Below are 26,730 nucleotides of genomic sequence, written 5' to 3' on the forward strand. Positions count from 1 at the left end.
TTAGGGTGAGCGCCGAACCGATCAACCTGGATTCCTGGCGGGAGTTCCCCGCCGCGCAGCAGCCCGACTGGCCCGACCCCTCCGCGCTGGAGGGGGTCGTCTCCGAGCTGCAGGGCCTGCCTCCGCTGGTGTTCGCCGGTGAGTGCGATGAGCTCAAAGATCGCCTCGCCGCCGTCGCGCGAGGTGAGGCCTTTGTCCTGCAGGGCGGCGACTGCGCCGAGACCTTCGCCGGCGCCACCGCCGACAACGTCCGCGACAAGCTGAAGACGCTGCTGCAGATGGCCATCGTGCTCACCTACGCGGGCCGTGTCCCGGTCGTGAAGATCGGCCGTCTCGCCGGGCAGTTCGCCAAGCCGCGCTCCAAGGCGACCGAGATCCGGGGCGGCGTCGAGCTGCCCGCCTACCGCGGCGACATGGTCAACGGGTTCGACTTCACCCCCGAGGCCCGCAGGCCCGACCCGGCGCGGCTGCTGCGCGCCTATCACACCTCGGCCGTGACGCTGAACCTCGCGAGGGCCTTCACCAAGGGCGGGTACGCCGACCTGCGCCAGGTGCACGCCTGGAACCAGGACTTCGTCGCCGAGTCCCCGGCCGGCCGCCGCTACGAACAGCTCGCGCGCGAGATCGATCAGGCGCTGGCGTTCATGCACGCCTGCCGTGCCGATCCCGAGGAGTTCCACACCGTCGAGTTCTACTCCTCGCACGAGGCGCTGATCCTCGACTACGACCGCGCGCTCACCCGCGTCGACTCGCGCACCGGCCTGCCGTACGACGTCTCGGCGCACATGGTCTGGATCGGCGAGCGCACCCGCCAGCTCGACGGCGCCCACGTGGAGTTCTTCAGCCGCATCCGCAACCCCATCGGGGTCAAGCTCGGGCCCTCCAGCAGCCCGGAGGACGTCCTCACGCTGATCGACAAGCTGAACCCCGCGAACGAGCCGGGGCGGCTCACCTTCATCGCCCGCATGGGCGCCTCCCGGGTCCGCGACGCGCTGCCCCCGCTGGTCGAGAAGGTCGGCGCGAGCGGCGCGCAGGTCGCCTGGATCTGCGATCCGATGCACGGCAACACCTTCGAGGCGCCGAGCGGCCACAAGACCCGCAGGCTCGACGACGTGCTCGACGAGGTGGGGGGCTTCTTCGAGGTCCACCGGGCGCTCGGCACCCATCCGGGCGGCATCCACATCGAGTTCACCGGTGACGACGTCACCGAATGCGTCGGCGGCGGCCACCCGATCGTGGAGGAGGACCTCGCCCTGCGGTACGAGACCGCCTGCGACCCGCGCCTCAACCGGAGCCAGTCCCTCGACCTGGCCTTCCGGGTCGCGGAGCTCTACCGCTCCAGCTGAGACCACCCGGCGTCACGCCGGCGAACGCCCGAATGGGCCCTCCCGCGTCGCGGGAGGGCCCATCGTCGTCTGCGGGGTGGCGCGGGGTCAGGGCCTGCGGCCGTCTTCCGGGCCTTCGGCGCCCGCGTCGATGTCGGCCGCGATCTCCTTGCGGATCGCCTCCATGTCGAGCGCCCTGACCTGCTTGATCAGGTCCTCCAGGGCGGGCTCGGGAAGGGCGCCCGGCTGGGCGAAGACGACGATGCCGTCGCGGATCGCCATGATCGTGGGAATCGAGGTGATGTCGAAGCCCTCGGCCAGCCCACGCTCGGCCTCGGTGTCGATCTTGCCGAAGGTGATGTCCTCGTGCTTCTGAGAGGCCTTCTCGAAGATCGGCCCGAAGGTCCGGCACGGCCCGCACCAGGAGGCCCAGAAGTCGAGGAGCACGATGCCCTCGTCGGCGATCTCGTTGAAGTTGGTCTCGTTCACCGCGATGGTCGCCACAGGTGGTTCCTCGTCTCGTGTTCTGGTCGTTTCGCTCGGCATAACCATCTACCCGGTTCCCGAATTCCTCACCTGTGCGCGCCGGACGCCGCCGCGCACGTTGGCGGAAAGGCCTCGCGACCCGCCCGGTCGGGGCGGGCCACGAGGCCGTGGCCGGGTGTCACCAGCGGGAGGCTAGTGACGCGAGAGGTCCAGACCGAACAGCAGCGGGTCGTGGTCGGAGGACCGGAACGCCGCCGGTGAGTAGAGCTCGGGCGGGTTGAACTCGGTGTTGTAGTCCATGAACCTGCCCTCGTCGGCGTTGATGTGCCAGATGTCCGCTCCGGTGACCCGCTTCAGAAGCTGCCTGCCGACCAGCACGTGGTCCAGTTCGCCGGACAGGCCGCCGAAGACGTAGCTGTAGCGGTCCTGCTTGGTGAGGAACTTCTTGCTCACGCTCGTGAGCCTGCCGTCCTCCAGGGTGTGGATCGGGTCCTCCTCGCCGTAGGCGTTGAGGTCGCCGAGCACGACCGGGTTGGGCAGGCGCAGCGTGTCGATCAGGCCGAGCACGGCCTTGGCCTGCAGGACCCGCTCGGCGTTGAAGCAGCTCTGGCCGTCACCCTGGTCCTGGTCCGCTCCGGTCGCCCCGTCGCAGCCCTTCGACTTGAAGTGGTTGACGATCATGGTGAAGGTGGTGCCGTCGCCGCCCTTGGCGCGCTGGAACTCCTGGATGAGCGGCGGCCTGCGGAACACCGGGTCGGTGGAGGACCGCGCCGGGCCCACCGGCTTGAGCACGGCCGGCTTGTAGATCACCGCGACCTGGATCGCGTCCGTGCCCGGGACCGGGGAGGTGATCCCCTTGTACGTGCCCGCGCCCACCGCGGCGTTCAGTGCGTCGACCAGCGCGTTCAGCGCGGTGGTGCCGTTGTTCTCGACCTCCATGAGGCCGGCCGCGTCGGCGTCCAGGCCCTTCAGCGTCGCGACGAGCTTGGCGAGCTGACGCCGCTGCTCCTCGGCGGTGTTGGCGCCGCGCGAGTTCAGCGTGGTGAACCAGTTGAGCGTGTTGAGGCTCGCCACCTGGACGTCGCCGCCCACCTTGCCGGGCTTGGACGGGCGCGGGTTGTCGGCCTGGAAGGCCACCTGCCGGGTCGGCTCGACCCGGTAGACGCCGAAGCCGAAGGTCAGCACGCCCGTCAGGCCGGTGGTCCCATCCCCCACGCGCACAGTGTCGGAGCCGGTCGTGTGGTACGGCAGCGCCGGGGGGTTCTGCACGTTGGAGGCGTCGTCGAGCAGGATCTGGCGGCGCAGGTTCAGGGCCGGATCGACGTTCTTACGGTCCGTCGGCTGGAACAGCCGTCCTTCCGAGGAGAGCGTGAGCTCGCCGAAGCGGGCCAGGTTGAAGACCTCGGAGACGGTGAGCTTCTCGGGGAAGGTGACGAGCACGCCCTCCAGCGGCTCCAGGGTCGCCCCGGCGGCTGTCGGCAGCTTGACCTTGGTGCTCTGGACGGTCCCGGTGCCGCAGACGTCGGCGTCGGACACCGAGGACAGCTCGGTGAGGCCGCTGAACTCCACGACGGTGCCGCTGACCAGCACCCGGTCACCGGCGTTGACCGGCTTGGTGGAGAAGACGAACACCGCGTCGGAGGTGGCCGGGTCGGCGTCCGGCGTCGGGTCCTGGAGGTAGAAGCCGCCGAGCTGGCCGGTTCCCTGGAAGTCACCCGTCACCACGCCCTCGACGCGCACGGTCTGGCCGGCGATCGGACTGGCGACGCCGCTCCCCTGGACCTGGGCGATCTGGTGGGTCGCCCCGATCTCGCAGGGCTCGCCCGTACGGGTCGGCGTCGGGCTCACCGTCGGCGAGTCCGTCGGCGTGGGTGTCGCGGTCTGCGTGTCTGTCGGGGTCGCGGTCGGGGTCGGGGTCGGGGTGGGGGTTCCGGTGCCGCCGCACGGCGCCGGCGTGGTGGCCGAGTTGCGCGGCTCGGGAGCTCCGGCGGTGAAGTCGGCCGCGTTGACGTCGGTGTCGGCGCAGCCGTGGTCACCCCGCAGCGCCGCGGTGGTGTTGGTCAGGGCGGGCGCCGCGGCGCCCTCGGAGAAGTTCGCGGAGCCGTATCCCACGAGGTCGCCCAGGAGCGCAAGCTGGTCGGCGGTGCAGGCCGTGGAGCCGCCGTTGCAGGCGAGGCCCTCGGCCGACCGCACCAGGGCCACCTTGCCGGCCGTACCGCTCAGGGCGAGCCCTCCGGTGGTGTCGGGCGCGGGCAGCGCGCCGCTCGGAGTCGTCCCGGCGGCGAGCTGGACCAGGTGGTACCGGCCGGGGGCGAGGGATCCGCCGAGGTCGACCTTGTTGGCGGCGAAGGTGCCCGTGCCGGTCGCGCTGGCGTACTGCACCGACCAGCCGTCGAGGGAGACCTCCGAGCCACCGCGGTTGAACAGTTCCACGAAGTCGTTGGTGAGCGGGGCGCCGGAGTTACCACCCCCGCCGTACACCTGGCTGATCACGACGGTCCCCGGCTCCGCGGAGGCGGGGGACAGGGAGACGGTGGCGACGCCGGCGATCGAGACACCGGCGGCCACAAGGGCGGCGAGGGCCCGGGATAGAGCACGCATGGTCCGGAGCGTAAGGCCGGAAAACTCTGCGATCTCGTACTAGAACTAGATAGAAGGTGAAATAAGCGAATCTTGACACTTCATGTCGAGTAGCGGTCGCCAGACTTGGCGTGCTCTGACCTAGCGGGCGCGGAAGAACCAAGGGCTCCGACACACTCTGTCAGCTCTCCATCACGATTTAGCGACCTGTTACCCGACATTGGGTATGACTTTGGCATGACGCCCCCGTTGAAGATCCGGCCGCTCGACGTCGGCTGGACGACGTGCGACGCCTCGCCCGAGTGCGCCGGGATCGCGCGCAGCCCCTACGGTCGCTGCCTGGCGCACCTCACTCCGGCCGAGCTGGAGGACGCCCTTCGGCGGTCGGCCCCCGGCCAGGGCATCGACTTACGTGGCACGACCGTCGACGAGGACCTTCTCACACGGATCCTGCACGCGACCGGACGCCACTTCGGCCGCGCCAGATTCGACCACGCGGTCTTCACCGGACCGGCGCGGTTCGGCGAGGTCCTCTTCGCGGGCGACGCCACCTTCGACCACGCGAGGTTCGACCACCTCGCCTCCTTCTTCGGCGCGCGCTTCAGCCGCAACGCCTCCTTTCACGAGGCCCGCTTCCGCCGGGAGTTCTCGATGCACGAGGCCCGCGTCCGGGGCCACGGCGCCTTCGACCACATCCGCGTCGGCAGCGACGCCCTCTTCGGCGGCGCCAGGTTCGGCAAGGACGCCTCGTTCCTCGGAGCGGAGTTCCACGGGTTCGCGGCCTTCGACGGAACAAGGTTCGACCGTGACGCGGTCTTTCGCGGGGCGCGGTTCCACCGCGCTGTCTCCTACCGCAAGGCGGTCTTCGCCGGCACGGCCGGGTTCCGGGGCGCCCGGTTCCACGCCCCCGTCTTCCTCACCCAGGTCCGCGTCGGCGGTCGCCTGACCCTCGCCGGTGTCCGTGCCTCGGGCCCGCTTGAGCTCGACACGGCCGGTTGCCCGATCGACCTGCGGGCGGCCAGGATCTCCGGACGGTTCACCGCCCGCCTGACCGACGCCGACCTCGACCTACGCGAGGCGGTGATCAGCGGGGCCGCGGCCGTCGTCCGGCGCGCAGGCAGGCTCCGCGTGCTCTCGCTCGATCGCCTGGAAGCGTCCGCGCTCACGCTGACCGGGGTCGATCTCAGCACCTGCCGGCTCGCCGAGCTGCGGCGGCCGGAGGCGTTACGACTGTCGGGCTGCGTGTTCGCGGCCACCCCGCGCGGCGTGCGGTTCGCCCTGCGGTGGCCACCGGTCCTGTGGTGGACCCCCCGCCGCGTACTCGCCGACGAGCACGCCTGGCGCGGCTGGTCCACGTGGGCGGACCAGCCACTCGACCCCCGCCGCCTCGCCGGGCTGTACGAACGGTTGCGACCGGCCGTCGACGATGGGAAGACCTCGGCCGACTTCGCCTTCGGAGCCATGGAGATGCGCCGCCTGGCGAGCAGCCGGCCGCGGGACAGGATGATGCTGTCCGCCTACTGGCTGACCTGCGGATACGGCCTGCGCATGGGACGCACGCTCGGCTGGGTGGCGCTCGTGACCGCGGTCGCCGCCGTGGCGGTGTTCTGGTCCGCGGGCGCCCACCCGGCCAGGCGCCCCATCAGCCACCGCTCCCCCACCCCCGCCCCGGTGATCCACGCCCCGGCCATGGGCGCGGGCTGAGGTAGTGCCACCCTAGGGCGGGCCCGCACCCCCGAGGCGGAGACCTTCTCTGACCCGCGCTCACCGCGAGCGGGCGAGCCGGAAGCCGAGGTCGTCGATGCGGAAGGCCGGGTGGCTCTTGCGGCGGCACGAGGCCCGGCAGCCTCGGGGCTGGTCGTACAGGCCGCCACCACGGAATACGCGGTACGGACCGTAGACGTGGGGGTCGTAGACGTCCCAGCACCACTCCCACACGTTGCCGATCATGTCGTGGAGGCCCCACGCGTTGGGCGCCCTGGTCGCGACGTCGTGCACCTCGCCGCCGGAGTTCCCGCGGTACCAGGCGATCTCGTCCAGCTCTCCGTAGCGGACGCCGGAGGTTCCGGCCCTGCACGCGTACTCCCACTCCGCCTCGGAGGGGAGGCGATAGCCGCCGGCCTCCCAGTCGCAGACCACGTCCCGCCCGTCGGGGTCCTCGCCCATCGAGTAGCAGGGTTCGAGCCCCGTGGCCCGCGAGAGCAGGTTGCAGAACCGGACGGCGTCCTTCCAGGAGACCTCGGTCACCGGCGTCCGCGCCCCCGCCGAACTCTCGGGCGCCTCCCCCCGGACGGCCAGGTACAGCTCGCGGGTCACGGGATACGGCGCCAGCAGGAAGGCCCCCACCTCGGCCTTCCAGGTCGTCCTCGTGCCCTCGTCCCGCAGGACGATCTCCCCGCGAGGGATCTCGATCATGCGCCCCACGGTCACCTGGCGCGGCGCCGGCTCAGGGATCATCGCGGTCCTATCCTGGGATCGGTTCGTGTCGCTGACATGCATCGGGTCGAAGCCGGCGCCGGGGAAGGCCGGCGATCGCCACTCCCAGTCCTGGGCAAGGGGACTTCCGGCAGCCGTCCATGATCCTAGGGAAGGCCGGCGAGTGCCGCTTCCAGGCCGCGGAGGACGTGGGACTTCCAGCCGCCGCCCATGATCCTGCGGGCGAGCCGCTGGGAGGGGTCGCCGGGGTCGAAGCCCTCGTGGTCCAGGAACAGCCGGGTGCCACGGCCCTCCGGCTCCAGCCGCCAGGTGACGGTGGAGTCGAGCCCGTCCTCGCGGCCGGCGTCCGCCCAGCTGATCCGCAGCAGCTTGCCGACCTCGAACTCCAGCACCGCACAGGCGATCACACCGCCGAACCGCGTCGCCGGTATGGGCATGGTCCGCATGGTGTACCGGTGCCCGACCTCCAGCTTGAAGTCGTTCGGCATCAGCCAGCGGGCGATCAACTCGGGATCGGTGAGCGCGCGCCAGACCTTCGCGGGCGGGTGCGGCAGGAACTCGTCCACGTGGACGGCCGTCGGGTCACCCTCCACGGCGTTGTCGTCGAATATGGGGTGCTCGGTCATTCGTCCTCGAATATCGGGTTCTCGGCCACTCGTGCTCGAAGATGGGGTGTTCGCTCACTCATGCTCGAAGATGGGGTGTTCGGTCACTCGTGCTCGAATATCGGGTTCGGTCATTCTTCCTCGATCTCGTCCAGCAGGCCACGCAGGCCGGTCAGCCTCTCGCGCCAGTAGCGCTCGTAGGGCGTGAGCCAGTCCTTGACCTCCAGAAGCGGCGCGGCCTCCAGGCTGTACAGGCGCTCACGCCCGCTCCTGCGCTCGGTCACCAGGCCGGCGTCCTTGAGCACCTTCAGGTGCTCGGAGACGCTCGGCCTCGCCATCGCGAACCGGTCGGCGAGCCTGCGTACGGGCTGGGCGCCCTCGTCGCGCAGCAGGCGGAGCAGTTCCCGCCTGGCCGGGCTCGCCAGGGCGGCGAACACGTCGGTCATCGCGTCACCGGCGCAACGGGTCCGGAGGCCATGCTGATGTGGTGGACAGGCATGTCACGCATGATATGGAGGATTTCGCCTACTCATCACCCCCGCTCGGGCGAGGGGCTTCGGCCGCCCTATCCCAGGGGCACCTCAGGGATTCCCCGGATTACCACCCTCCCGTACCGGACGCCACAATGGGGACTGAATTGCTCATCACGGGCGGGACATGAGGAGAACATGGCGAGCGCCGGTGTCATCGACGACTACGTGACCGCGCTCGACCGCGCCCTGCGCGGACCGCGACGGGCCAGGCGGGACCTCGTCACCGAGGCACGCGACAGCCTGACCGACTGCGCCGAGGCCTACCTGGCGGAGGGGATGGACCAGGCGGGCGCCGAGCGCATGGCGGTCGCCGACTTCGGCACCGTGGCCGAGATCGCCCCCGGCTACCAGGAGGAACTCACCGCCCACCAGGGCCGAAGGACGGCCGCCGTGGTCTTCCTCACGGTGCCGCTTCTGGCCGTCATCTGGAGCCTGGTCTGGAAGCTCTTCCCCGATGCGCCGCCCAACGTCGCGGCGATGAGGCCGGCCTGGTTCACGCCGCTCGCGCGCTTTCTCGACTGGCTGCAGTTCGGCATGGGCATACTGGCGGCGCTCGTCATGGTGAGCCTCGGGCGGGGGCTGCGCAGGATCCGGCGGCCCGAGCTTGTCACCAGGGCGTTCGGAATCCTCGTGTGGATCCAGGTGCTGGTGATCATCGGCATATCGGCGGCCCTTTCCGCGGGCGGCGCCGCCACGCTCACCGGCTTCGGAAACTATCTCCCGGGGCTGGTGGCCGCGTTGTGCAGCTACGTGATAGCGGGCTGGCTCCTGTACAGCGCCACCCGCTGCCTGATCACCACCCGCGGCACCCCGGTCCTGGCACTGTCGTTGCGGTCCTCGAAACAGAGCAACGGCCTGCTCTGAAACGGCTAAGGGCGCGACGGCCGCCGGTCAGCCCGCGTTGCCCTGGCGTCCGGGTGAGGTCCGCGGCGCGAGGACGCTGCCGATGGCGTCGGTGAAGGCGGCCCACGCCGACCGCTCGCCGGCCAGGGCCTTGTGGCCGTCCCGCGTGAGCCGGTAGGTGCGGCGTTTGCGGCCCCCCACCGTCGCCCACTCGCTGGTGAGGTAGCCGACGCGCTCCAGCCTGCGCAGCGCCGGATAGACGGTGCCGGTCGGCACGCTGAGCGCACCGCCGCTGCGCTCCTGCAACGCCTCGATGATCGCGTATCCGTGAAGCGGCTCATGCTCCAGGACCGAGAGCAGCAGAGCGTCCATGTGGCCGCGGAGAGCGTCGGTGTTCACCGCTAAAGCCTATCCAGGTACGTCATGTAGACAGTCTACATGTAGGCTCTCTATAGGTAGGCAGACACAACTACGGAGGAGCCATGGACGTGCTCGACCTGGCCCGGCTGCAGTTCGCGGTGACGGGGAGCCTGCATTTCCTGTTCGTCGTGCTGACGCTGGGCCTGGCACCCCTGGTAGCGATCATGCAGACCCGCGCTCTCATCAGCGGCGACCCGCTCTTCGAGCGGATGACCCGCTTCTGGGGGCAGATCTATGTGATCAACTACGCGCTCGGCGTGTTCACCGGTCTGGTGATGGAGTTCCAGTTCGGATTGAGCTGGAGTGGTCTGTCCCATTTCGCCGGTGACGTGTTCGGGGCGCCCCTGGCGATCGAGACCCTGGTGGCGTTCTTCCTGGAGTCCACCTTCCTCGGACTGTGGATCTTCGGATGGAACCGGCTGCCCAAGAAGCTGCACCTGGCGTGCATCTGGCTGGTGGCGCTCACCGCCTACGCCAGCGCGTTCTGGATCATGGTGGCCAACTCCTTCCTCCAGAACCCGGCCGGCAGCGTCATGCGGGGCGACCACCTGGCCCTCACCGACTTCGGAGCGCTGCTCACCAACCCCAGCCTCGTGATGGCCTTTCCCCACGTCATCGGTGCCGGGCTCTTCACGGGCAGCTTCGTGATCATCGGAGGCAGCGCCTACCACCTGTTCCGGCGGACCTCCGAGCAGGAGTTCTTCCGCCGGTCGCTGCGCACCGGGGTGCTGTGGGCGTTCATCGGCAGCACGCTCGCGGTCGGCTTCGGGTACGCGCAGTTCGCTTTCATCGGCGAGCTTCAGCCGGACAAGTTCAAGGGAGCGGTGCCGGGCACGGCACTCGGTGTGATGATCCTCATCGGGCAGCTCATCCAGTTCATCGTGATGCTCGGCATGCTCCCCCTGCTGTTCAGAAACCTCCTCGCCCGCTTCCGGTGGGTGCATCCCCTGCTCATGATCATGACACCGCTGCCGTTCGTGGCGGCGATCACCGGCTGGCTCGTACGCGAGGTCGGCCGTCAGCCCTGGCTCGTCTACGGAAAGCTCAGCGTGGCGGACGCCATGTCCCCCGGCCTCACCAAGGGCATGATCACCCTTTCGTTCGCCGCCTTCGTCGGCGTGCTCGGGCTGCTGGCCGTCGTCGACTACGTGCTGATCGCGAGAACCGTACGGCGCGGCCCCACGCGCCTCGACCTCGGCGCGGTCGAGCCCGCCGAGCCCAGCCCCACGCCCGCGCTCGCCCTCTGACCTTCCCGTCACACGCACGGGCCCGGCCGGACCGAAGGCTCGATCGGCCGGACCCGCCGACCCCCTGAGGAGCTCCCCCCATGGAGATCATCTGGCTCACGGTCTTCGCCGTGCTGCTGATCGGCTACTTCGCCCTGGAAGGTTTCGACGTCGGCGTGGGCATGCTGCTTCCCGTGCTCAGCCGTGCGGGTGAACGCGCCGGGGAGCCGGGAACGCGCCAGCAGCACCGTGATCGGCTGGTGGCCGCGATGGCCCCGTTCGTGCTGGCCAACGAGGTCTGGCTGGTCGCGGTCGCCGGAACGCTGTTCGGCGTGTTCCCCGCCCTCGAAGGCACGGTGCTGAGCGGGCTCTACCCCCTGGTGGTGGCCCTGCTGGCGTCCTGGGTGCTGCGCGACGCGGGCCTGTGGTTCCGGCGCAGGATCGACGGCGGCGCCTGGCGGGCGTTCTGGGACGCGGTCCTGTGCGCCGCCTCCTGGGGCCTCGCCCTGAGCTGGGGCGCCGCGCTGGCCTCCGTCGTGCGAGGGCTGCCCGCCCAGCCGTTCGACCTGCCGGCCCTGCTGTACGGCGGGGTGGTCGCGGCCGCGTTCGCCTTCCACGGTCGCGCCTTCATGGCCTGGAAGCTGTCGGGTCCCAGCGAGTCGCCCCGTACCGGACGGCGCCTGCTGCTCTCGGCCGTGGTGGCGGCGCTGCCCGTGGCGGTCCCGCTGGCCGTGGTCATCCCCTCGATGCTCGACCACGTCGCGCCGTCGGCGACACTGAATGTGCTCAGTCTCTTCGTCCTGCCGGTCGTCCCCATCATGATCGGCGCGCAGGTCTGGGTATGGCGCGCATTCGGGCCGTCCGGGTCCACCGGCGCCGCCGCCCGCATACCGTCCTTCTTCTAGGGAACCGATGCACAAGGATCTCCTGCGACTGGCGCGGACCGAGCGGACGGTCCGCCGTCACCTGCTGGTGTGCGCCGTGGCCGCCGTGCTCGCGGGGCTGCTGGTCCTGGTCCAGGCCGAGTTGCTGTCCGGTGTCCTGTCGGGCGCCCTGACCACCGTGGCGCTGCTGCCGCTGGCCGCCGTGGTGGTGGCGCGGGCGCTGTTCGGCCTGCTTCACGGGGTCGCCGGAGGGCGCACGGCCACGGCGCTGAAGTCGGTGCTGCGGCACCGGCTGCTCTCCTGCCTGCGCGATCTCGGGCCGGCCCGGCTCACCACGCACCGCTCGGGCGAGCTGATCACGCTCGCGGGACGCGGGCTGGACGCGCTGGATCCCTACATCACCGGCTACCTCCCGGCCGTCGCCGTCGCCGGCGTGGTGCCGGTCGCCGTGCTGATCCGGCTGTTCGTGGCCGACCTGGGCACCGCCGTGATCGTCCTGCTCACGCTTCCCCTGATCCCGATCTTCGGGGCCCTGGTCGGATGGCAGACCAAGGTGGTCACCGAGAGGCAGTGGCGTGCGCTGTCGCGCCTCGGCGGCCACTTCCTGGACGTGGTCCGCGGCCTTCCGACGCTCCGGGCGTTCGGGCGGGCCGGTTACCAGGCGACGGTGATCCGGCAGGTGGCCGAGGCCCACCGGTCCGCCACCATGCGGACGCTCCGGGTGGCCTTCCTGTCCTCGCTGGTCCTGGAACTCGTCGCCTCGCTCTCCCTGGCCCTCGTGGCCGTTCCGGTCGGCCTTCGGCTGCTGTCGGGATCGCTGGACCTGCGGACCGCCCTGCTCGTGCTGCTGCTCGCCCCGGAGGCCTACATCCCGCTGCGCGCCGTCGGCACGAAGTTCCACGCCGCGATGGAGGGCGTCGCCGCCGCCGACCAGGCCTTCGCCGTCCTGGAGGAGCCCGCGACGCGCGGCGGCGCCCCCACTCCCGCCCCGGACGAGCACGCGACCTCCACGCCGAGCGGCGGGCCCGTGCCCGCCCGGCTCTTCGCGGCGGTTCCTCCCGGCGTGCCGGAGATCCGGCTGGAGAACGTCACGGTGCGCTACCCCGGCCGCGAGGACGCGGCGCTCGACGGGGTGTCGCTGGTCATCTCGCCGGGCGAGCGCGTGGCGCTGGTCGGAGAGAGCGGCGCGGGCAAGAGCACCCTGCTCCACCTGCTGCTCGGCTTCGTGACCCCCTCCGAGGGCCGGGTCCTCGTGGGCGGGACCGACCTGACGGCGGTCGACCTCGACCTGTGGCGCCGGCGGCTGGCGTTCGTGCCACAGCGGCCCCACCTGTTCGCCGGGTCCGTGAGCGACAACATCCGCCTCGGCTCGGCCGCCTCTCCCGAGGACATCCGCACGGCCGCCGCCGCGGCACGGGCCGCCGAGTTCGTGGCGGCCCTTCCCGAGGGGTACGCCACCGTCGTCGGCGAGCGTGGGGCGAACCTGTCGGCGGGCCAGCGGCAGCGCGTCGCCCTGGCCAGGGCGTTCTGCCGTCCGGACGCCGAGATGCTGCTGCTGGACGAGCCCACCGCGCGCCTCGACGGCAGGAGCGAGGCCGCGGTCATCGAGGCCACCAGGACCCTCGCCGAGGGGCGCACCGCCGTCATCGTCGCCCACCGGCCCGCGATGATCGAGCTGGCCGACCGGGTCGTCCGCGTCGACTCCGGAAAGATCGTGTCGGACCACCGGGCGCCCCGTACGACCACCCCGGGCGGGACGGTGCCGGGACATGAGGTGTCCGGTCATGATCCCGCCGTCCCCGGCGCCCGGCGCGGAGCCGGGTCGGGAGGCAGTCGATGAGCACGAGCACCTCGATGACCAGATGGCTCGGGGCCCGCATGGGCGGGCGGCTGCTGATCGCCGCCGGCGCGGGCGAGGCCGCCGAGCTCGCCGCGGTCGGGCTGATCGCGGCGGCGGCCTGGCTGATCACCCGGGCCGCGGAACAGCCGCCGCTCGCCGCGCTCAGCGTGGCGATCGTCGCCGTCCGCGCCTTCGCGACCAGCCGTGGCCTGTTCCGGTACGGCGAGCGCCTCGCCGGGCACGACGTGGCGCTGCGCGCCCAGGCGACCACGCGCGAGAGGCTGTACCAGGCGCTCATCCCCACCGGCCCGCTCGGCCACCGGGGTGCCGACCTGCTGAGCCGCATGGTCGACGACACCGACGCCGTACAGGACCTGCTGGTCCGCTGCCTGCTCCCCGCGGTCGCCGCCGCGGTGACCGCCGTCGCCGCCGTGACGATCGGGGCCTTCCTGCTGCCCGCCGCCGCGCTCGTGCTGCTCGCCGGGCTGCTCGTCGCGGGGCTGCTGCTGCCCACCGGTACGGCCGCCACCGCGCGGCGCTGGTCGGCGCGGCTGGCTCCCGCGCGGGCCGAGCTCGCGGCACGAGTCGCCGACCTGGTGCACGGAGCGGCCGACCTGGCGGCCTACGGGGCCGGCGACCAGGCACTCGCCGCCTCGGCGCGGGCCGACGCGAAGCTGGCGGCCCTCGAACGGCGGCAGGCCAGGGCCAACGCGGCCGCGCTGGCGCTCGGCACGCTGGTGCAGGGCCTCACCGTGGCGGCGATCGTGCTCGTCGCCCAGCGCGCCGGGGCCGGCCAGGTGACCACCGCGGTCCTCGCCCTGACCGCCCTGGTGTCGTTCGAGCCCGTCCTGCCCCTGGCCGCCGCGGGCGAGCGCTTCGCCGGGATCACGGCGGCCCTGCGCAGGCTGAAGGAGATCCAGGCCACGCCGCCCGCCGTCGCCGTGCCGGCCGTGCCCGCCGCCCCGCCGCACGCGCCGCTGACCGTCCAGGTGGAGGACCTGGTGGTACGGCACGCCCCTGGCCGGGCCCCGGCCCTCGACGGCGTGTCCCTCACCCTGACCCCCGGCAGGCGCGTCGCCGTGGTGGGGCCGAGCGGAGCGGGCAAGAGCACGCTGCTCTCCGCGCTGATGCGCACCGCCGACTTCGAGTCCGGCGACATCCGGATCAACGGGGCCGGCGTCCGCGAGCTGTCCCCGGACGACGTGCGCGCGAGGATCACCGGCCTGACGCAGGACCCGTACGTCTTCCGTGCCTCCCTCCGTGACAACCTGCGGCTGGCGGGCCCCGAGGCCGGCGAGGAGGAGCTGGGCAGGGCCGTGCGCCGGGCGCGCCTGGACACCTGGGTCGAGCGGATCGGCTGGGACGTGACGCTGGGTGAGGACGGGCGCACGGTCTCCGGCGGCCAGCTCCAGCGACTCTCCCTGGCCCGCGCGCTGCTCCACGACCCCGAGGTGCTGCTGCTGGACGAGCCGGCGGAGGCCCTCGACGGGGCCACGGCCGACGCGCTGATGGCCGACCTCCTCGACGCCACGCACGGCCGTACGACCCTGCTGGTCACCCACCGCTTGCACGGCCTCGAAGGAGTCGACGAGATCATCGTCCTGGAGGACGGGCGGGTGACGCAGCGAGGCGGTCACGATGATCTGGTGGCCGTCCCCGGCTACTACCGCGACCTGTGGGAATCGGAGACCCTGACCGCCGCGCCCCGCTGACCGGGTGCGGTCAGCGCCATGACCTGGTCGTAGGTGGGCAGGTCGGCCGTGACCGGAGCACTGTCCCGGACGGTGAGGGCGGTGCGGATGGTGGCGTGGAGTGCCGCCCGGAACAGCAGTGAGCCTGTGCTGATGCGCCGGACGCCGAGCGCTGTCAGGCCTTCTACTGTGTGACGGTTGGGCATGAAGAGCACGTTCAGTGGGACGCCGGTCTTCGCGGTGATGGCCGCGATGTCGGCGTCCGCTGCGATCCCTGGCACGAACACGCCGTCCGCACCGGCGTCGGCGAAGGTGGCCGTACGGGTGAGGGCCTCGCTCAGCGGCTCGGGCGTGCCGAGCCAGAAGGCATCGGTCCGGGCGTTGACGAACAGGTGGGGCACCCGGGCCTTGACGGTGCTGATCAGTTCCCGCTGTGCCGTCAGATCGGCCAGCGTGCCGTCCGGGCGGCCGTCCTCGATGTTGATCCCGGCGATCCCGAGCTCGGCGAGCTGCTCGGCGAGGTCCGCGACCTGCGCGGGACCGCCGCCGAAGCCGGCCTCCATGTCCACGCTGACCGGGCATGGCAGGCCTGTGATCGACCGGGCGAGGGTCAGGGTCTCCTGGAGGGTGGCCGCCTCGGCGTCCGGCTTTCCCGCGGCTGCGGCGACGCCGAGACTGGTCGTACCTACCGCGGCGAACCCGGCGTCGGCGAGCGCGGCGGCCGAGGCGTAGTCCCAGGCGTTCGGCAACAGCAGTGGTTTGGTGGCGTGGTGCAGTGCGCGGAACTCAGCGAACCGATCGGCGGTCACGCGATCACCTCCAGACGGGAGGGGACCCGCAGGTTGGTCGAAGGGGCATAGCGGATATCAGCGAGCTCGCAGCCCAGGGCGGTCTCGACGAACCCGGCGGCCATTTCGAGGGCGGCCTTGTCGCCGGGACAGCGCCGGTGTCCCGAGCCGAAGGTCAGCGACGCGCGTTCGGGTCTGCCCGGATCGAACCTGCCCGGATCGGCGAAGACTTCCGGATCGCGGTTGGCAGCGGCCAGATCCAGGATCACCGTCGCGGCGGCGGGGATCGCGACCTCGCCGATCGAGACGGGCTCGCGGACGATCCGTACCGTGGCGCGGACCGGCGGATCGAAGCGCAGCGTCTCGGCCACTGCCGCGTCCACCGTGCCTCGGGCACCGCGCGACAGCATCTGGCCCAGAGTGTTGCCGATCAGCCCGGCGGTGGCGTCGCAGGTCTGCACCAGCAGGACAGCCAGGGCCGCGAACCTGCCGGGCTCGGGGTTCCCGAGCAGTGCTTCGAGCCGGGTCGCGGCCTGGTCCGCGGGCACGGGCTCCACCGCCGCACCAGGCGGGTAGGCGGCGGCGACCACCGCGACCGCCTCTGCTACCTCACCGCTCAGCCCGGCCGGTACGCCCATGGCGGTCGCCAGCACACCGACTGGGATCGCCCGTGCCGCCGGCATCAGGTCGATCCTGCCGCCTCGGGCCGCCGCCAGTTCCTCGCACACCCGCGCCCCCACCTCGGCGCGCAGGGCCGCCACGGCGATCGTGCCGTACTCCTTCGCCGCCGCACGCCGCCGCGCGGTGTGCTCAGCGCCGTTGCTGAACCTGCTGACCGCCCTTCGCAGCCGGGCCATCGGCCCGTCACCCGGCGCCGGCGGCGGGACCTGCAGACGGGGGTCGGCCAGTGCGACCCGGACATCGGCCTGCCGGGTCAGCCGCCAGCGGCCCGGCTCCTGTTCCTGCGGTTCACGACAGGGTGCGTTCATAGGGGGCGCGTTCATAGGAAGGACGCTAGGTGCACGACGTTTCGGTGAGCGCCGAAGTATGGGTGACCGATGATGGAGCCATGACAATCCCGGTGGCCAGGCTGGCCAAGCTACTGGCCGACGACACCCGTGCCACATTCTGCACGGCCCTGCTCGACGGTCGGGCCTGGACGGCCGGCGAACTGGCCCACCACGCGGGAGTGGCCGCGTCGACGGCGACGGCTCATCTGTCGCTGCTGGTCGAGGGCGGGCTGCTCACCGAGGAGCGGCAGGGCAGGCACCGGTATGTCCGCCTGGCGGGCCCCCATGCCGCCCAGCTGCTAGAGGACCTGGCCGCGTACTCCGCCGACCCGCTCCCCACGCCGAGGACGCTGCGGGCCCACAACGCGAACCAGGCGCTGGTGTTCGCCCGCACATGCTACGACCATCTGGCCGGACGGCTGGGCGTGGCCGTGACCGATGCCCTCACCTCCAAGGGCCTGCTCCGGCAGGATACCGGCTTCGCTCTCACCGACGAGGGCAAGACATGGTTCGGAACCGTCCTGAGCATAGATCTCACCGCCCCCAGCAGGCGTCCCATGGCCAGGGCCTGCCTGGACTGGACCGAGCGCCGGACTCATCTTGCTGGCACCTCCGGCGCCGCGCTTTGCCGCACCCTCCTCAATCGGGATTGGCTGGTGAGGGTCGGCTCGACCCGGGCGTTGAGACTGACCCCCGCAGGTGAGCAGGCGATGGCGGAGGTCTTCGGAATGAGCGAGCTCGAGCGAACCGGCCGGCCCCCCTCTTCCGCATGTTAAGCCTAAAGATCCACATGTGCGGCAAACGGGGCTAGCCGGCGGCGCTGCCGGGCACGGGCCGTCGTGGTCACCCCGTGTGCCGGAGGGGGCGGAGGGAGCCGGATTTTCCCGCACGGCGGGAGCATGGTGTGATGGCGCCGTGAGCCGCGCCGTAGAAGAGAGCAACCGCCGTATGCTCCGGGCACGGGATGCGATGGACCGCGCCTACGCGCAGCCGCTGGACGTCCCGGCCCTGGCCCGCATCGCCCATGTTTCCGAGACCCACTTCTCGCGCACCTTCCGGGCCACGTTCGGCGAGACACCGCACCGCTACCTGCAGCGCCGCCGTGTCGAGCGTGCGATGTTCCTGCTGCGCGAGACCGACCACAGTGTGACGGACATCTGCTTCGAAGTCGGCTTCGGCAGCCCGGGAACCTTCAGCCGCACGTTCCGCGACATCGTCGGCCGGTCGCCGCGGACCTACCGCAAGGAGACGGCGGCCACGAACGTGCCGACGTGCTTCACGATGGTGTGGATGCGGCCGAGCGCCTGACCGTCGCACCACCGTGCCTGCGCCAACTTGGTGGTTTTGGATAAGTTCTCGCACGGCCTGCCCAGTAGCGTGAAACACATGTTCAACGCGATCACGCACTCACAGATATATGTCCTCGACCAGGACCAGGCCGTTGACTTCTACGTCGGCAAGCTCGGACTGGAGGTCAACGCCGATGTCGACCTGGGCTTCATGCGCTGGCTGACCGTCAGCGTCCCCGGTCACCCGGAGCGCCAGATCCTGCTGGAGAAGCCGGGCCCTCCGGCGATGTCGGAGGAAACGGCGCAGCAGGTCCGCGAGCTGGTGACCAAGGGGGCGACGGGTGGCTCGCTGATCTTCACCACGGACGACTGCCGCAAGACATACGAGACGCTGCGGGACCTGGGTGTCGAGTTCACCGAGGAACCCACCGAACGGCCGTACGGAATCGACTGCGGCCTGCGCGACCCCTTCGGCAACAACATCCGCTTCACCCAGCCGAAGTCCTAGCCGGGGCATGAATTCGCCGCCGGGCCCGCAGCGATCCCGGCGGCGAATTCGGCTCGGCGTGCTCAGCTCGTGGTGGTCTTCTCCGTCAGGGTGACGGTGACCGTGGAGGTCGAGCCGCCGCGCACGTAGGTGAGCGTCATTTTGGTGCCCGGTCCGTACCCGCGAACGGCGCCCACCACCGTGTCCGCGCCTGCCACCGGCTTACCGTTGATCTGCGTGATCAGGTCGCCCGCCTTGAGTCCCGCCTGGTCGGCGGGGCTGCCGCTCTGCACCGTGCCGATGAGGGCGCCCTCGGCGTCGCCCGTGGCGTCCGCGAGGCTGACCCCGAGGAAGGCGTGGGTGGCCTTGCCGGACTTGATCAGCTGGTCGGCGACCTGGCGCGCGGTGTTGATGGGGATCGCGAAGCCCACGCCGATGTTGCCGTCGCCTCCGTTGGTGGCGATGGCGCTGTTGACGCCGACCACCTGCCCGGAGGCGTTGACCAGGGCACCTCCGGAGTTGCCGGGGTTGATCGCCGCGTCGGTCTGGATCGCGCCGCCGATCGTCGTCCCGCCGCTCTGCTCCTGGCTCTGCCCCTGACCGAGGCCGCCCCGGCCCCATCCGGGCGGCAGTTGCTGCTGCTGCTGAGGCTGCTCGCCGACGGTCAGCGTGCGATCGAGCGCGCTGACGATACCGGCGGTCACGGAGCCCTCCAGCCCGAGAGGGCTGCCGATGGCGAGCACGGCGTCACCGACCCTGAGCTTGTCGCTGTCGCCGAGCGTCGCCTTGGTCAGCCCCGAGACGTTCTCGGCCCGCACGACCGCGAGGTCGGTCGCCGGGTCGGTGCCGACGATCGTCGCCGTGGCGCTCTTGCCGTCGCTGAACTTCACCTGGACCTTGGCGCCCTGCCCGGCCTGGGCGACGACGTGGTTGTTGGTCAGGATCAAGCCGTCCGAGGAAAGGACCACGCCCGAGCCTTCGGCCTCGCCGGAGCCGCTGGTCACCGTGATGGAGACGACCGAGGGCTGTACGGCTCTGGCCACGTCGGCGACGGTCGTCACGCTGGCGTCGGACGCGGGCCTGACGATCGGGCCGGCGATCACGGACCTGTTCCCGTCGGCGGCGGTCGCGACGACGGCCCCCGCCGCACCGCCTCCGATCGCCACGGCGGCCAGGGCGAGCCCGGCCACCGCCTTGCGCCCGGTCGTCCACCATCCAGGTGCCGCGCCAGGCGTCGCGCTGGTGCTCTGGGCGGGCATCCACCGGGTGTCACCGGCGGTGAGGAACTCCGGGCCGCCCCGGTACTCGCCCGCCACGGGTGGGGTGCGGCCGAACTGGGTCCACCCCCGCGAACCCGGCGCCTCTGCCGGAGTGGTGTCGCTCATCTTCTGCTCACGCGGGTCTTCGGTGCTCATCTCTCCCCCAAGGGCATTCGCACTCACCGCTATTCGGCGGCGGCCGGCTTCGAGCCGGTAAATCAATGATGACAAGCCGGCGATAAGAGCTGCCTAAGCCCTAACTGAACGTCAGCTGAACGTGTCGGGCGCTTCTCGTCCTGGCGGCGGAACGGCGATGACGGCGGCCTCGGCGTGGCCCCGGATCGACCCTCCGGTCGCGCTGCGGAGCACGCCCGTCCTACCTGACCGGCACCCGGCGCCTAAAATCCGGATAAAGACCGGGCTCCTCGTTGCCGCCCATTTCGATGTGCGCTCGCGGGCATGTCGCCAGGCTCCACCTGACGCTCATTTCCGGAGTGCCGCAAGACCGCCGGGGTAGATTCCACGAGCGACGGCTCGCCAATCTGTACGCGCGTTTTCGGGGGCATTGATATGAGACATATCGCTATATTGGCGGTCACGTTCTTCGGGCTGGCGATGGGGGCTTCACCCGCCGCCGCGGAGGAGGACCCTTACGACCGGCTATGGCAGCAGCAGACCGTACGTCCATCTCTTTCCATTACAGCCTCGGACATCACCGGACACCCCCACACAATCGGGTACGTCGACATAGACGGGCACGCTGTGACGGAGGGTGACATCATCATCGGAACGCCCTTCGAGGCGGCCTCGGGGAAGCTCCAGATGCCGGGGATATTTCCCAAGCTCACCGAGGAGGGCCCGCCCTCTCCGGTAGGGCCGCTCCCCGAGTTGCACGGCCATCCCGCACGGGCCGGAGACTGCCGCCTGCCGGCGGCGGGCGCCGCCACGACACATACCGGCGCCCTGTGGCCGGGCAGGAAGGTGCCCTATGTCCTGTCCCCCGGCCTCTCGGTGGCGGCCCGTGAGGCGATCACCCAGGCCATGAAGGACTTCCACGACAACACCTGCGTGCGTTTCGTTCCGCGTACCACCGAGGACGGCCACCTCAACCTCTTCGCCGGGAACGGCTGTTATTCATATGTGGGACGAGTGGGCCCGATCGCGCAGGATGTGTCGATCGGATCCGGGTGCGAGCGGAAAGGCATCGTCATTCACGAACTGCTGCACGCGCTGGGTTTCTATCACGAGCACTCACGCTCCGACCGGGACTCCGCCGTGACCGTTCACCTGGAGAACGTGATACCAGGCTACGAGCCCCAGTTCCAGAAACTCACCCTCGCGCAGAATCGCCTCTTCGGCACCCTCGACTATGGCTCGGTGATGCTGTACGGCCGCAACTTCTTCAGCAGTAACGGAAAGGACACCCTGGTGCCGACGATCGCCGTCCCGATCGGCCAGAGAAACGGTTTCAGCCCGGCCGACCTGACCGCGGTCCGCACCCTTTACGGCTGCCCGTGACGCGGCGTCCCCGCCCGCCTCATGAACCGGCGGGCCAGTATTCGTCCTTCAGCAGCCTCTTGTAGAGCTTGCCCGTGGGATGGCGTGGCAGCTCGGCCCGGAAGTCGACCGATCGCGGGCACTTGTAGTGGGCGAGGTGGTCCCGGCAGTACTCGATCAGCTCCGCTTCGAGCGCCGGCCCGGCTTCTGCGGGGTCGACGGGCTGGACCACGGCCTTGACCGCCTCGCCCATCTCCTCGTCGGGCACCCCGAAGACCGCCACGTCCGCGACCTTGGGATGCACGGACAGGACGTTCTCCGCCTCCTGCGGGTAGATGTTCACCCCACCAGAAATGATCATGTACGAGCGGCGGTCGGTGAGGTAGAGGAAACCCTCCTCGTCGAGGTAACCGATGTCGCCGAGCGTGGTCCAGCCCCGGCCCTGCGGATCCTCGGAGGCGCGGGTCTTCTCGGGATCGCCGTGGTACTCGAACCGCGGGCCGTCCGAGAAGTAGATCGTGCCGTGCTCACCGGGCCCGAGCTCGTCGCCGTTCTCGTCACAGATGTGCGTGACGCCCAGCAGCGGCCGGCCGACGGTGCCCTTGTGGTTCAGCCAGTCGGCCGAGCCGACGTACAGGAAGCCGTTGCCCTCGGTGCCCGCGTAGTACTCGTGGACGATCGGCCCCCACCAGTCGATCATCTGCTCCTTGACCGAGACGGGGCAGGGCGCGGCGGCGTGGATCGCGCAGGTCAGCGAGGACAGGTCGTACTTCTTCCGTACGGCCTCGGGAAGCTTGAGCATCTTGATGAACATCGTGGGCACCCACTGCGAGTGCGTGACGCGGTACTTCTCGATCAGCGCGAGCGCCTGCTCGGGATCGAACCTCTCCATCACCACGATCGTCGCCCCCAGCCGCTGGAACGTCATGCAGTACCGCAGCGGGGCGGCGTGGTACAGCGGGGCGGGCGAGAGGTACACCGCGTCGGCCGACGGCGCGAAAAGGAACTGCACGAGCTGCAGCAGCGCGCCCGGGGCGTCGAGCGGCACCATGCTCAGGCGCGGCTTGATCCCCTTCGGCCGCCCGGTCGTGCCGGAGGAGTAGAGCATGTCCGACCCCTGGCACTCGTCCTCGACGGGGGTGGAGGGCTGCGCGGCCACCATCGCCTCGTACGACCGGAAGCCGGGGGCGACGCCGTCGAGCATGAGCCTGAGCAGGACCTTCGGGGTGTCCTCTGTGACCGAGGTCGCGACCTCGGCGAGCGAGGCGGAGGTGATGAAGACCTTGGCCTCGCAGTTGCCGACGATGTAGGCCAGCTCGTCGCTCTGGAGGCGGGAGCTGATCGCCGTGTAGTACAGCCCCGAGCGGTGCGCCGCCCACGCGACCACCAGGAACAGCGGGTGGTTCTCCAGCATGAAAGCGATGTGGTCGCCGGGCCGCAGGCCCGCCGAACGGAAGAGCTGGGCGAGCCGGTTCGACTCCTCGTCCAGCTCCCGGTAGGTGACCACACGCCCGGAGCCCGCCATGATCACAGCGGGTTTGTCGGGGGTCTGTGCTGCGACTGCTCCCGGATGCATAAAACCGAACGCTACTCGGTTAACGCTTCCGTGAAAAGGATTCACTTACCCATGTGCCGCGCGCGGCCGGGCTCACGGGAGGCACACCGGCGTTCACCGGGCGGCGGTGCCGGTGAGATACGGGTCGCGGAGCGGCTCGACGCGCGCGGCGAAGTCGGCCTTCACCCGCTGCATCTTGGGGCCTGGGGCGTAGAAGCGGCCCTTGGTCTCACCGTAGGGGGTGAGCCAGTCGCGGGCGGCGAGCTCGCGCAGGTCACGCGCGGCCTGCCCCTGGCTCAGCGACTCGTCGGACTGGTAGGTGCCGCGCCGCAGCCGCCTGCTCACGAAGACCTGGTAGAGCGCCGAGACGCACCGGGGATGCAACCGCTCGGCGTCGACCTGCTCCTCCAGCAGGAGCCATACCTTGCCCGCCTCCGCCAACCGGTCGCGCACCCGCTGCGCCTGCATGTGATGCGCTCGCAGGCAGAATCGCACCCAGGAAAGCGTCCGATCGTGGGGGTTCCAGGTTCCCCCCTGGACCTCGCGCAACGCCCGGTAATACTCGACGGTGTTCTCACCGAGGCCCAGCCATTCCTCGATGGAGCAGAACTCGGGAGTGAGAATCCGGTCTCTGCCGAGCACCAGCGTCTGCAGAGCCCGGGACATGCGGCCGTTCCCGTCGCGCCATGGGTGGATCGCCACGAGATTGAAGTGCGCCATCGCGGCGCGCACGTAGCTCGGCTGGTCGAGGTCTCCACCGTTCAGCCAGTCGATCAGCTCGTCGATGAGCGCAGGGACGTTCTCAACGTCAGGACCCTCGTAGACGACCTCACCGGTCGCGGAGTTGCGCACGTAAATTCCGCCCGGCCGTACCGTGCCAGGGCTCTTGTCGTGGTGATGGCCGATCATCATGAAGTTCAGCGCGTGCAGGACGCCCGCGTCAAAGCGGAAGGACCGCGCCAGGGAGAGATGCCGGATGTAGGTGAGCGCCTGCTGGTATCCGGCGATCTCGCTCGTCACCGCCGACGAGGTCTCCAGCGGCTCCTCACCCAGCATGATCGACTCGATGTCCTCGACGCTCGCGCGGTACCCCTCGATGGAGTTGGAGCCCTGGATCGCCCGAGCCTGGAGCTGGCGGCGGAGCTGGCCGTCCCAGCGGTGCGGCTCCGCGAGGCGGTACATCAGATCGCGCCGCATGTCCTCGATCTCTTCGAGGACCGCCTTGTCGGCCGGCTCCAGCTCCGGCGTGCAATAGATCACGTCCTCATAACAGCATGGACGAATCATCCAGTCAAGCGACTGAATGATTCGTCCATATTTGTTCCGGCTCGATCCCGGCCCAGGTCAAGCAGCGGCGGTCTCCGCCACCGTCGCCGGGGACAGCGCGATGTCGAGCACCTCGCGCACGTCGCTCACCGTGTGGACGGTGAGCTCCCCGCGCACCGCCTCAGGCACGTCGTCGAGGTCGGGCTCGTTGCGCGCCGGGATGAGCACCGTGGTGATGCCCGCCCGGTGGGCGGCGAGCAGCTTCTGCTTGACCCCGCCGATCGGGAGCACCCGCCCGGTGAGCGAGACCTCGCCGGTCATCGCCACGTCGGACCGCACCGGGCGGCCGGACAGCAGCGAGGCCAGGGCCGTGGTCATCGTGACCCCCGCCGAAGGCCCGTCCTTGGGGATGGCACCCGCCGGGACGTGGATGTGCACGGACCGGTCCTTGAGGGACCCGACCGGCAGCTCCAGCTCGGCGCCGCGTGAGCGGAGGTAGGACAGCGCGATCTGCGCCGACTCCTTCATCACGTCGCCGAGCTGCCCGGTGAGCGTGACGGCGGTGGAGCCGGTCTCGGGGTCGGCCAGCGAGGCCTCGACGTACAGGACGTCGCCGCCCGCGCCGGTCACCGCGAGGCCGGTCGCCACGCCCGCGACGGCGGTGCGCTGCGCCGACTCGGGCAGCGAGGACTCGGGAACGTGCCTCGGCCTGCCGAGGTAGCCCACCAGGTCTCCCGCGCCGACGTGCACGGGAAGGGCGGCCTGGTCGAGAGCCGCATTGGCCGTGATCTTGCGGAGCACCCGCGCGATCGACCGCTCCAGCGAGCGGACACCCGCCTCACGGGTGTACTCGCCGGCGAGCCTGCGCAGCGCCTCGTCGTCGATCGTGACCTCCGAGGAGGTCAGGCCGGCCTTGTCGAGCTGGCGCGGCAGCAGGTGGTCACGAGCGATCGCCACCTTCTCGTCCTCGGTGTAGCCGTCGAGCGTCACGATCTCCATGCGGTCGAGCAGCGGGCCGGGAACCGACTCTAGGACGTTCGCCGTCGCGAGGAAGAGCACGTCCGACAGGTCGAGCTCCACCTCCAGGTAGTGGTCGCGGAAGGTGTGGTTCTGCGCGGGGTCGAGGACCTCCAGCAGCGCCGCCGTCGGGTCGCCGCGGTAGTCGGCGCCCACCTTGTCGACCTCGTCGAGCAGCACGACGGGGTTCATGCTGCCGGCCTCGCGGATGGCGCGCACGATGCGGCCGGGAAGCGCGCCGACGTAGGTGCGCCGGTGACCGCGGATCTCCGCCTCGTCGCGGACGCCGCCGAGGGCGACCCGGACGAACTTGCGGCCCATGGCCCGGGCGACCGACTCCCCGAGGGAGGTCTTGCCGACCCCGGGAGGGCCGGCCAGCGCCAGGACGGCGCCGCTGCGGCGCCCGCCCACCACGCCGAGCCCCTGGTCGGCGCGCCGCTTGCGCACCGCGAGGTACTCGACGATGCGCTCCTTGACGTCGTCGAGACCCGTGTGGTCGGCGTCGAGGACGGCGCGGGCCGCGGCGATGTCGTAGGAGTCCTCGGTGCGGTCGTTCCACGGGATGTCGAGGACGGTGTCCAGCCAGGTGCGGATCCAGCCGCTCTCGGGCGACTGGTCGGAGGTCCGCTCCAGCTTGTCGACCTCCTTGAGCGCGGCCTCCCGCACCTTCTCGGGCAGGTCGGCCGCCTCGACGCGTGCGCGGTAGTCCTCTTCCTCGGACGCCGCCTCGCCGTTCAGCTCCGACAGCTCCTTGCGGACGGCGGCGAGCTGCTGGCGGAGCAGGAACTCGCGCTGCTGCTTCTCCATGCCCTCCTGGACGTCCTTGCGGATCGTCTCGGCGACGTCCAGCTCGGCGAGGTGCTCACGGGCCCACTCGACCAGCAGGGCGAGGCGCTCCGCGGGATCGGGGTTCTCCAGCAGCTCGACCTTCTGGGCCGTGGACAGCCAGGGCGCGTAGCCGGAACTGTCGGCGAGCTCGGACGCGTCCTCTATCTGGTTGATGGCGTCGACGATCTGCCAGGCGCCACGCTTCTGCATGACGGTGGTGGCCAGGGCCTTGTACGCCTTGGCCGACTCCTCGGCGCGCCCGTCGGCGGGGATGACCTCCATGGGGGTGGACTCGACCCACAGAGCGGCGCCGGGACCTGTGGTGCCCGAGCCCATGCGGACCCGTTCCACACCCCGGACAACGGCGGCGGGCTCGCCGCCGGGAAGCCTCCCGACCTGCTCGACAACGGCGGAGACGCCCACGGCGCCGTACCTGCCGTCGATGCGGGGAACGAGCAGCACCTGCGCTTTGCCCTGCTTCGAGGAGGCCCTGGCGGCGTCGATGGCCGCGCGCACCTCGGCGTCCGACAGATCAAGGGGAACGACCATGCCGGGCAGGACGACCTCGTCATCGAGCGGCAGAACCGGAAGGATCAAGCTCTGACTCATGCTAACTCCAAGGGTTGAGTTACATGGACTCAATTAATGAGAGCCTCCGATTGTTCCCAAGTCTGCGCATGTTCGCTGCCAGCGATCGTAATTCTGTAATCTGCCCCTCCGGTATGACGCCGGAAGATCCCTCTCCGGCACGACGCGGCCCAGGTCACGCCTCGGTAATCTGGACGGATGATCTCGCGTGCCGTGGCCGATCTCGTACGGCTGACGCGCCCGCTGATGTCGGCGCTGGTGACCGGCACGGCCGATC

23 protein-coding genes are annotated in these 26,730 nt (G+C 70.6%); 11 read left to right on the forward strand and 12 right to left on the reverse strand.

From position 1 onward, the window contains the following. The first annotated feature begins 5 nt into the window (after positions 1 to 5). Entirely contained in the window at positions 6 to 1,346 is a 1,341-nt protein-coding gene (locus tag ABD810_RS12780; protein ID WP_344938310.1) for a class II 3-deoxy-7-phosphoheptulonate synthase, read from the forward strand. A gap of 87 nt (positions 1,347 to 1,433) precedes the next feature. On the opposite strand, the gene trxA is transcribed toward ABD810_RS12780, so the two are convergent. Both trxA and ABD810_RS12790 read right to left on the reverse strand, forming a co-directional pair. After that, positions 1,434 to 1,829, reverse strand: coding sequence for a thioredoxin (trxA, locus tag ABD810_RS12785; protein ID WP_344938312.1), 396 nt, complete (start codon positions 1,827 to 1,829; stop codon positions 1,434 to 1,436). Between the two features lie 174 nt (positions 1,830 to 2,003). Next, positions 2,004 to 4,412 carry an ExeM/NucH family extracellular endonuclease gene (locus ABD810_RS12790; RefSeq protein WP_344938314.1) on the reverse strand — a complete coding sequence of 803 codons (2,409 nt, stop codon included), beginning with the start codon at positions 4,410 to 4,412 and terminating at the stop codon, positions 2,004 to 2,006. 216 nt (positions 4,413 to 4,628) lie between these two features. Here ABD810_RS12790 and ABD810_RS12795 point away from each other — a divergent pair, with 216 nt between their 5' ends. Further along, entirely contained in the window at positions 4,629 to 6,095 is a 1,467-nt protein-coding gene (locus ABD810_RS12795) for a pentapeptide repeat-containing protein (RefSeq protein ID WP_344938316.1), read from the forward strand. Between the two features lie 60 nt (positions 6,096 to 6,155). Here ABD810_RS12795 and ABD810_RS12800 read toward each other — a convergent pair whose 3' ends face one another. The 3 genes from ABD810_RS12800 to ABD810_RS12810 all read right to left on the reverse strand — a co-directional run bounded on the left by ABD810_RS12800 (position 6,156) and on the right by ABD810_RS12810 (position 7,878). Further along, complete coding sequence (locus tag ABD810_RS12800; protein ID WP_344938318.1) at positions 6,156 to 6,848, reverse strand: formylglycine-generating enzyme family protein; 693 nt, start codon at positions 6,846 to 6,848, stop codon at positions 6,156 to 6,158. A 125-nt stretch (positions 6,849 to 6,973) separates the two neighbouring features. Then, complete coding sequence (locus ABD810_RS12805) at positions 6,974 to 7,453, reverse strand: SRPBCC family protein (protein WP_344938320.1); 480 nt, start codon at positions 7,451 to 7,453, stop codon at positions 6,974 to 6,976. A 110-nt stretch (positions 7,454 to 7,563) separates the two neighbouring features. Further along, positions 7,564 to 7,878 (reverse strand): ArsR/SmtB family transcription factor, encoded by a 315-nt coding sequence (locus tag ABD810_RS12810; protein WP_344938322.1) that lies wholly within the window; start codon positions 7,876 to 7,878, stop codon positions 7,564 to 7,566. Positions 7,879 to 8,100: 222 nt separating this feature from the next. On the opposite strand from ABD810_RS12810, the gene ABD810_RS12815 reads away from it, so the two are divergent. Then, positions 8,101 to 8,829 (forward strand): permease prefix domain 1-containing protein, encoded by a 729-nt coding sequence (locus ABD810_RS12815; protein WP_344938324.1) that lies wholly within the window; start codon positions 8,101 to 8,103, stop codon positions 8,827 to 8,829. A gap of 27 nt (positions 8,830 to 8,856) precedes the next feature. Here ABD810_RS12815 and ABD810_RS12820 read toward each other — a convergent pair whose 3' ends face one another. Further along, on the reverse strand, positions 8,857 to 9,207 hold the full coding sequence (locus ABD810_RS12820) for a PadR family transcriptional regulator (RefSeq protein WP_344938326.1): 351 nt from the start codon (positions 9,205 to 9,207) through the stop codon (positions 8,857 to 8,859). 83 nt (positions 9,208 to 9,290) lie between these two features. Here ABD810_RS12820 and ABD810_RS12825 point away from each other — a divergent pair, with 83 nt between their 5' ends. The 4 genes from ABD810_RS12825 to cydC all read left to right on the forward strand — a co-directional run bounded on the left by ABD810_RS12825 (position 9,291) and on the right by cydC (position 14,890). Further along, positions 9,291 to 10,475, forward strand: a complete 1,185-nt coding sequence (locus ABD810_RS12825) for a cytochrome ubiquinol oxidase subunit I (protein WP_344938328.1) — start codon at positions 9,291 to 9,293, stop codon at positions 10,473 to 10,475. Between the two features lie 80 nt (positions 10,476 to 10,555). Then, positions 10,556 to 11,359 (forward strand): cytochrome d ubiquinol oxidase subunit II, encoded by an 804-nt coding sequence (locus ABD810_RS12830; protein ID WP_344938330.1) that lies wholly within the window; start codon positions 10,556 to 10,558, stop codon positions 11,357 to 11,359. 7 nt (positions 11,360 to 11,366) lie between these two features. After that, a complete protein-coding gene (cydD, locus tag ABD810_RS12835; protein WP_344938332.1) occupies positions 11,367 to 13,178 on the forward strand; it encodes a thiol reductant ABC exporter subunit CydD in 1,812 nt (603 codons plus the stop codon). Next, positions 13,175 to 14,890, forward strand: coding sequence for a thiol reductant ABC exporter subunit CydC (gene cydC / locus ABD810_RS12840; protein WP_344938334.1), 1,716 nt, complete (start codon positions 13,175 to 13,177; stop codon positions 14,888 to 14,890). Before cydD ends, cydC begins: the two co-directional genes overlap by 4 nt. Here cydC and ABD810_RS12845 read toward each other — a convergent pair. Together ABD810_RS12845 and ABD810_RS12850 are read right to left on the reverse strand one after the other, a co-directional pair. After that, positions 14,842 to 15,678 carry an isocitrate lyase/PEP mutase family protein gene (locus tag ABD810_RS12845; protein WP_344938336.1) on the reverse strand — a complete coding sequence of 279 codons (837 nt, stop codon included), beginning with the start codon at positions 15,676 to 15,678 and terminating at the stop codon, positions 14,842 to 14,844. The two genes, cydC and ABD810_RS12845, sit on opposite strands and share 49 nt — an antisense overlap. Then, positions 15,675 to 16,646, reverse strand: coding sequence for a cytochrome P450 (locus ABD810_RS12850; RefSeq protein WP_344938338.1), 972 nt, complete (start codon positions 16,644 to 16,646; stop codon positions 15,675 to 15,677). Before ABD810_RS12850 ends, ABD810_RS12845 begins: the two co-directional genes overlap by 4 nt. An 80-nt stretch (positions 16,647 to 16,726) precedes the next feature. Between ABD810_RS12850 and ABD810_RS12855 the strand changes: the two genes are divergently transcribed. The 3 genes from ABD810_RS12855 (at position 16,727) to ABD810_RS12865 (ending at position 18,464) form a co-directional block, all read left to right on the forward strand. Then, complete coding sequence (locus tag ABD810_RS12855; protein WP_344938340.1) at positions 16,727 to 17,443, forward strand: ArsR/SmtB family transcription factor; 717 nt, start codon at positions 16,727 to 16,729, stop codon at positions 17,441 to 17,443. A 193-nt stretch (positions 17,444 to 17,636) separates the two neighbouring features. Next, a complete protein-coding gene (locus ABD810_RS12860) occupies positions 17,637 to 17,975 on the forward strand; it encodes a helix-turn-helix domain-containing protein (protein ID WP_425566895.1) in 339 nt (112 codons plus the stop codon). A 78-nt stretch (positions 17,976 to 18,053) separates the two neighbouring features. Further along, positions 18,054 to 18,464 (forward strand): VOC family protein, encoded by a 411-nt coding sequence (locus tag ABD810_RS12865; protein WP_344938344.1) that lies wholly within the window; start codon positions 18,054 to 18,056, stop codon positions 18,462 to 18,464. 62 nt (positions 18,465 to 18,526) lie between these two features. On the opposite strand, the gene ABD810_RS12870 is transcribed toward ABD810_RS12865, so the two are convergent. Further along, a complete protein-coding gene (locus tag ABD810_RS12870) occupies positions 18,527 to 19,858 on the reverse strand; it encodes a S1C family serine protease (RefSeq protein WP_344938346.1) in 1,332 nt (443 codons plus the stop codon). Between the two features lie 606 nt (positions 19,859 to 20,464). Here ABD810_RS12870 and ABD810_RS12875 point away from each other — a divergent pair. Beyond that, positions 20,465 to 21,220 carry a M12 family metallopeptidase gene (locus ABD810_RS12875; protein WP_344938347.1) on the forward strand — a complete coding sequence of 252 codons (756 nt, stop codon included), beginning with the start codon at positions 20,465 to 20,467 and terminating at the stop codon, positions 21,218 to 21,220. A 19-nt stretch (positions 21,221 to 21,239) separates the two neighbouring features. Here ABD810_RS12875 and ABD810_RS12880 read toward each other — a convergent pair whose 3' ends face one another. The 3 genes from ABD810_RS12880 to lon all read right to left on the reverse strand — a co-directional run bounded on the left by ABD810_RS12880 (position 21,240) and on the right by lon (position 26,474). After that, positions 21,240 to 22,775 (reverse strand): acyl-CoA synthetase, encoded by a 1,536-nt coding sequence (locus ABD810_RS12880; protein WP_344938348.1) that lies wholly within the window; start codon positions 22,773 to 22,775, stop codon positions 21,240 to 21,242. A 93-nt stretch (positions 22,776 to 22,868) separates the two neighbouring features. After that, complete coding sequence (locus tag ABD810_RS12885; protein ID WP_344938350.1) at positions 22,869 to 24,014, reverse strand: Fic family protein; 1,146 nt, start codon at positions 24,012 to 24,014, stop codon at positions 22,869 to 22,871. 84 nt (positions 24,015 to 24,098) lie between these two features. Further along, positions 24,099 to 26,474: an endopeptidase La gene (gene lon, locus ABD810_RS12890; protein WP_344938352.1), complete on the reverse strand. Its 2,376-nt coding sequence runs from the start codon at positions 26,472 to 26,474 to the stop codon at positions 24,099 to 24,101. Positions 26,475 to 26,730: the final 256 nt, after the last annotated feature.

It is taken from the genome of Sphaerisporangium flaviroseum (assembly GCF_039537005.1).
Lineage (GTDB): Bacteria > Actinomycetota > Actinomycetes > Streptosporangiales > Streptosporangiaceae > Sphaerisporangium > Sphaerisporangium flaviroseum.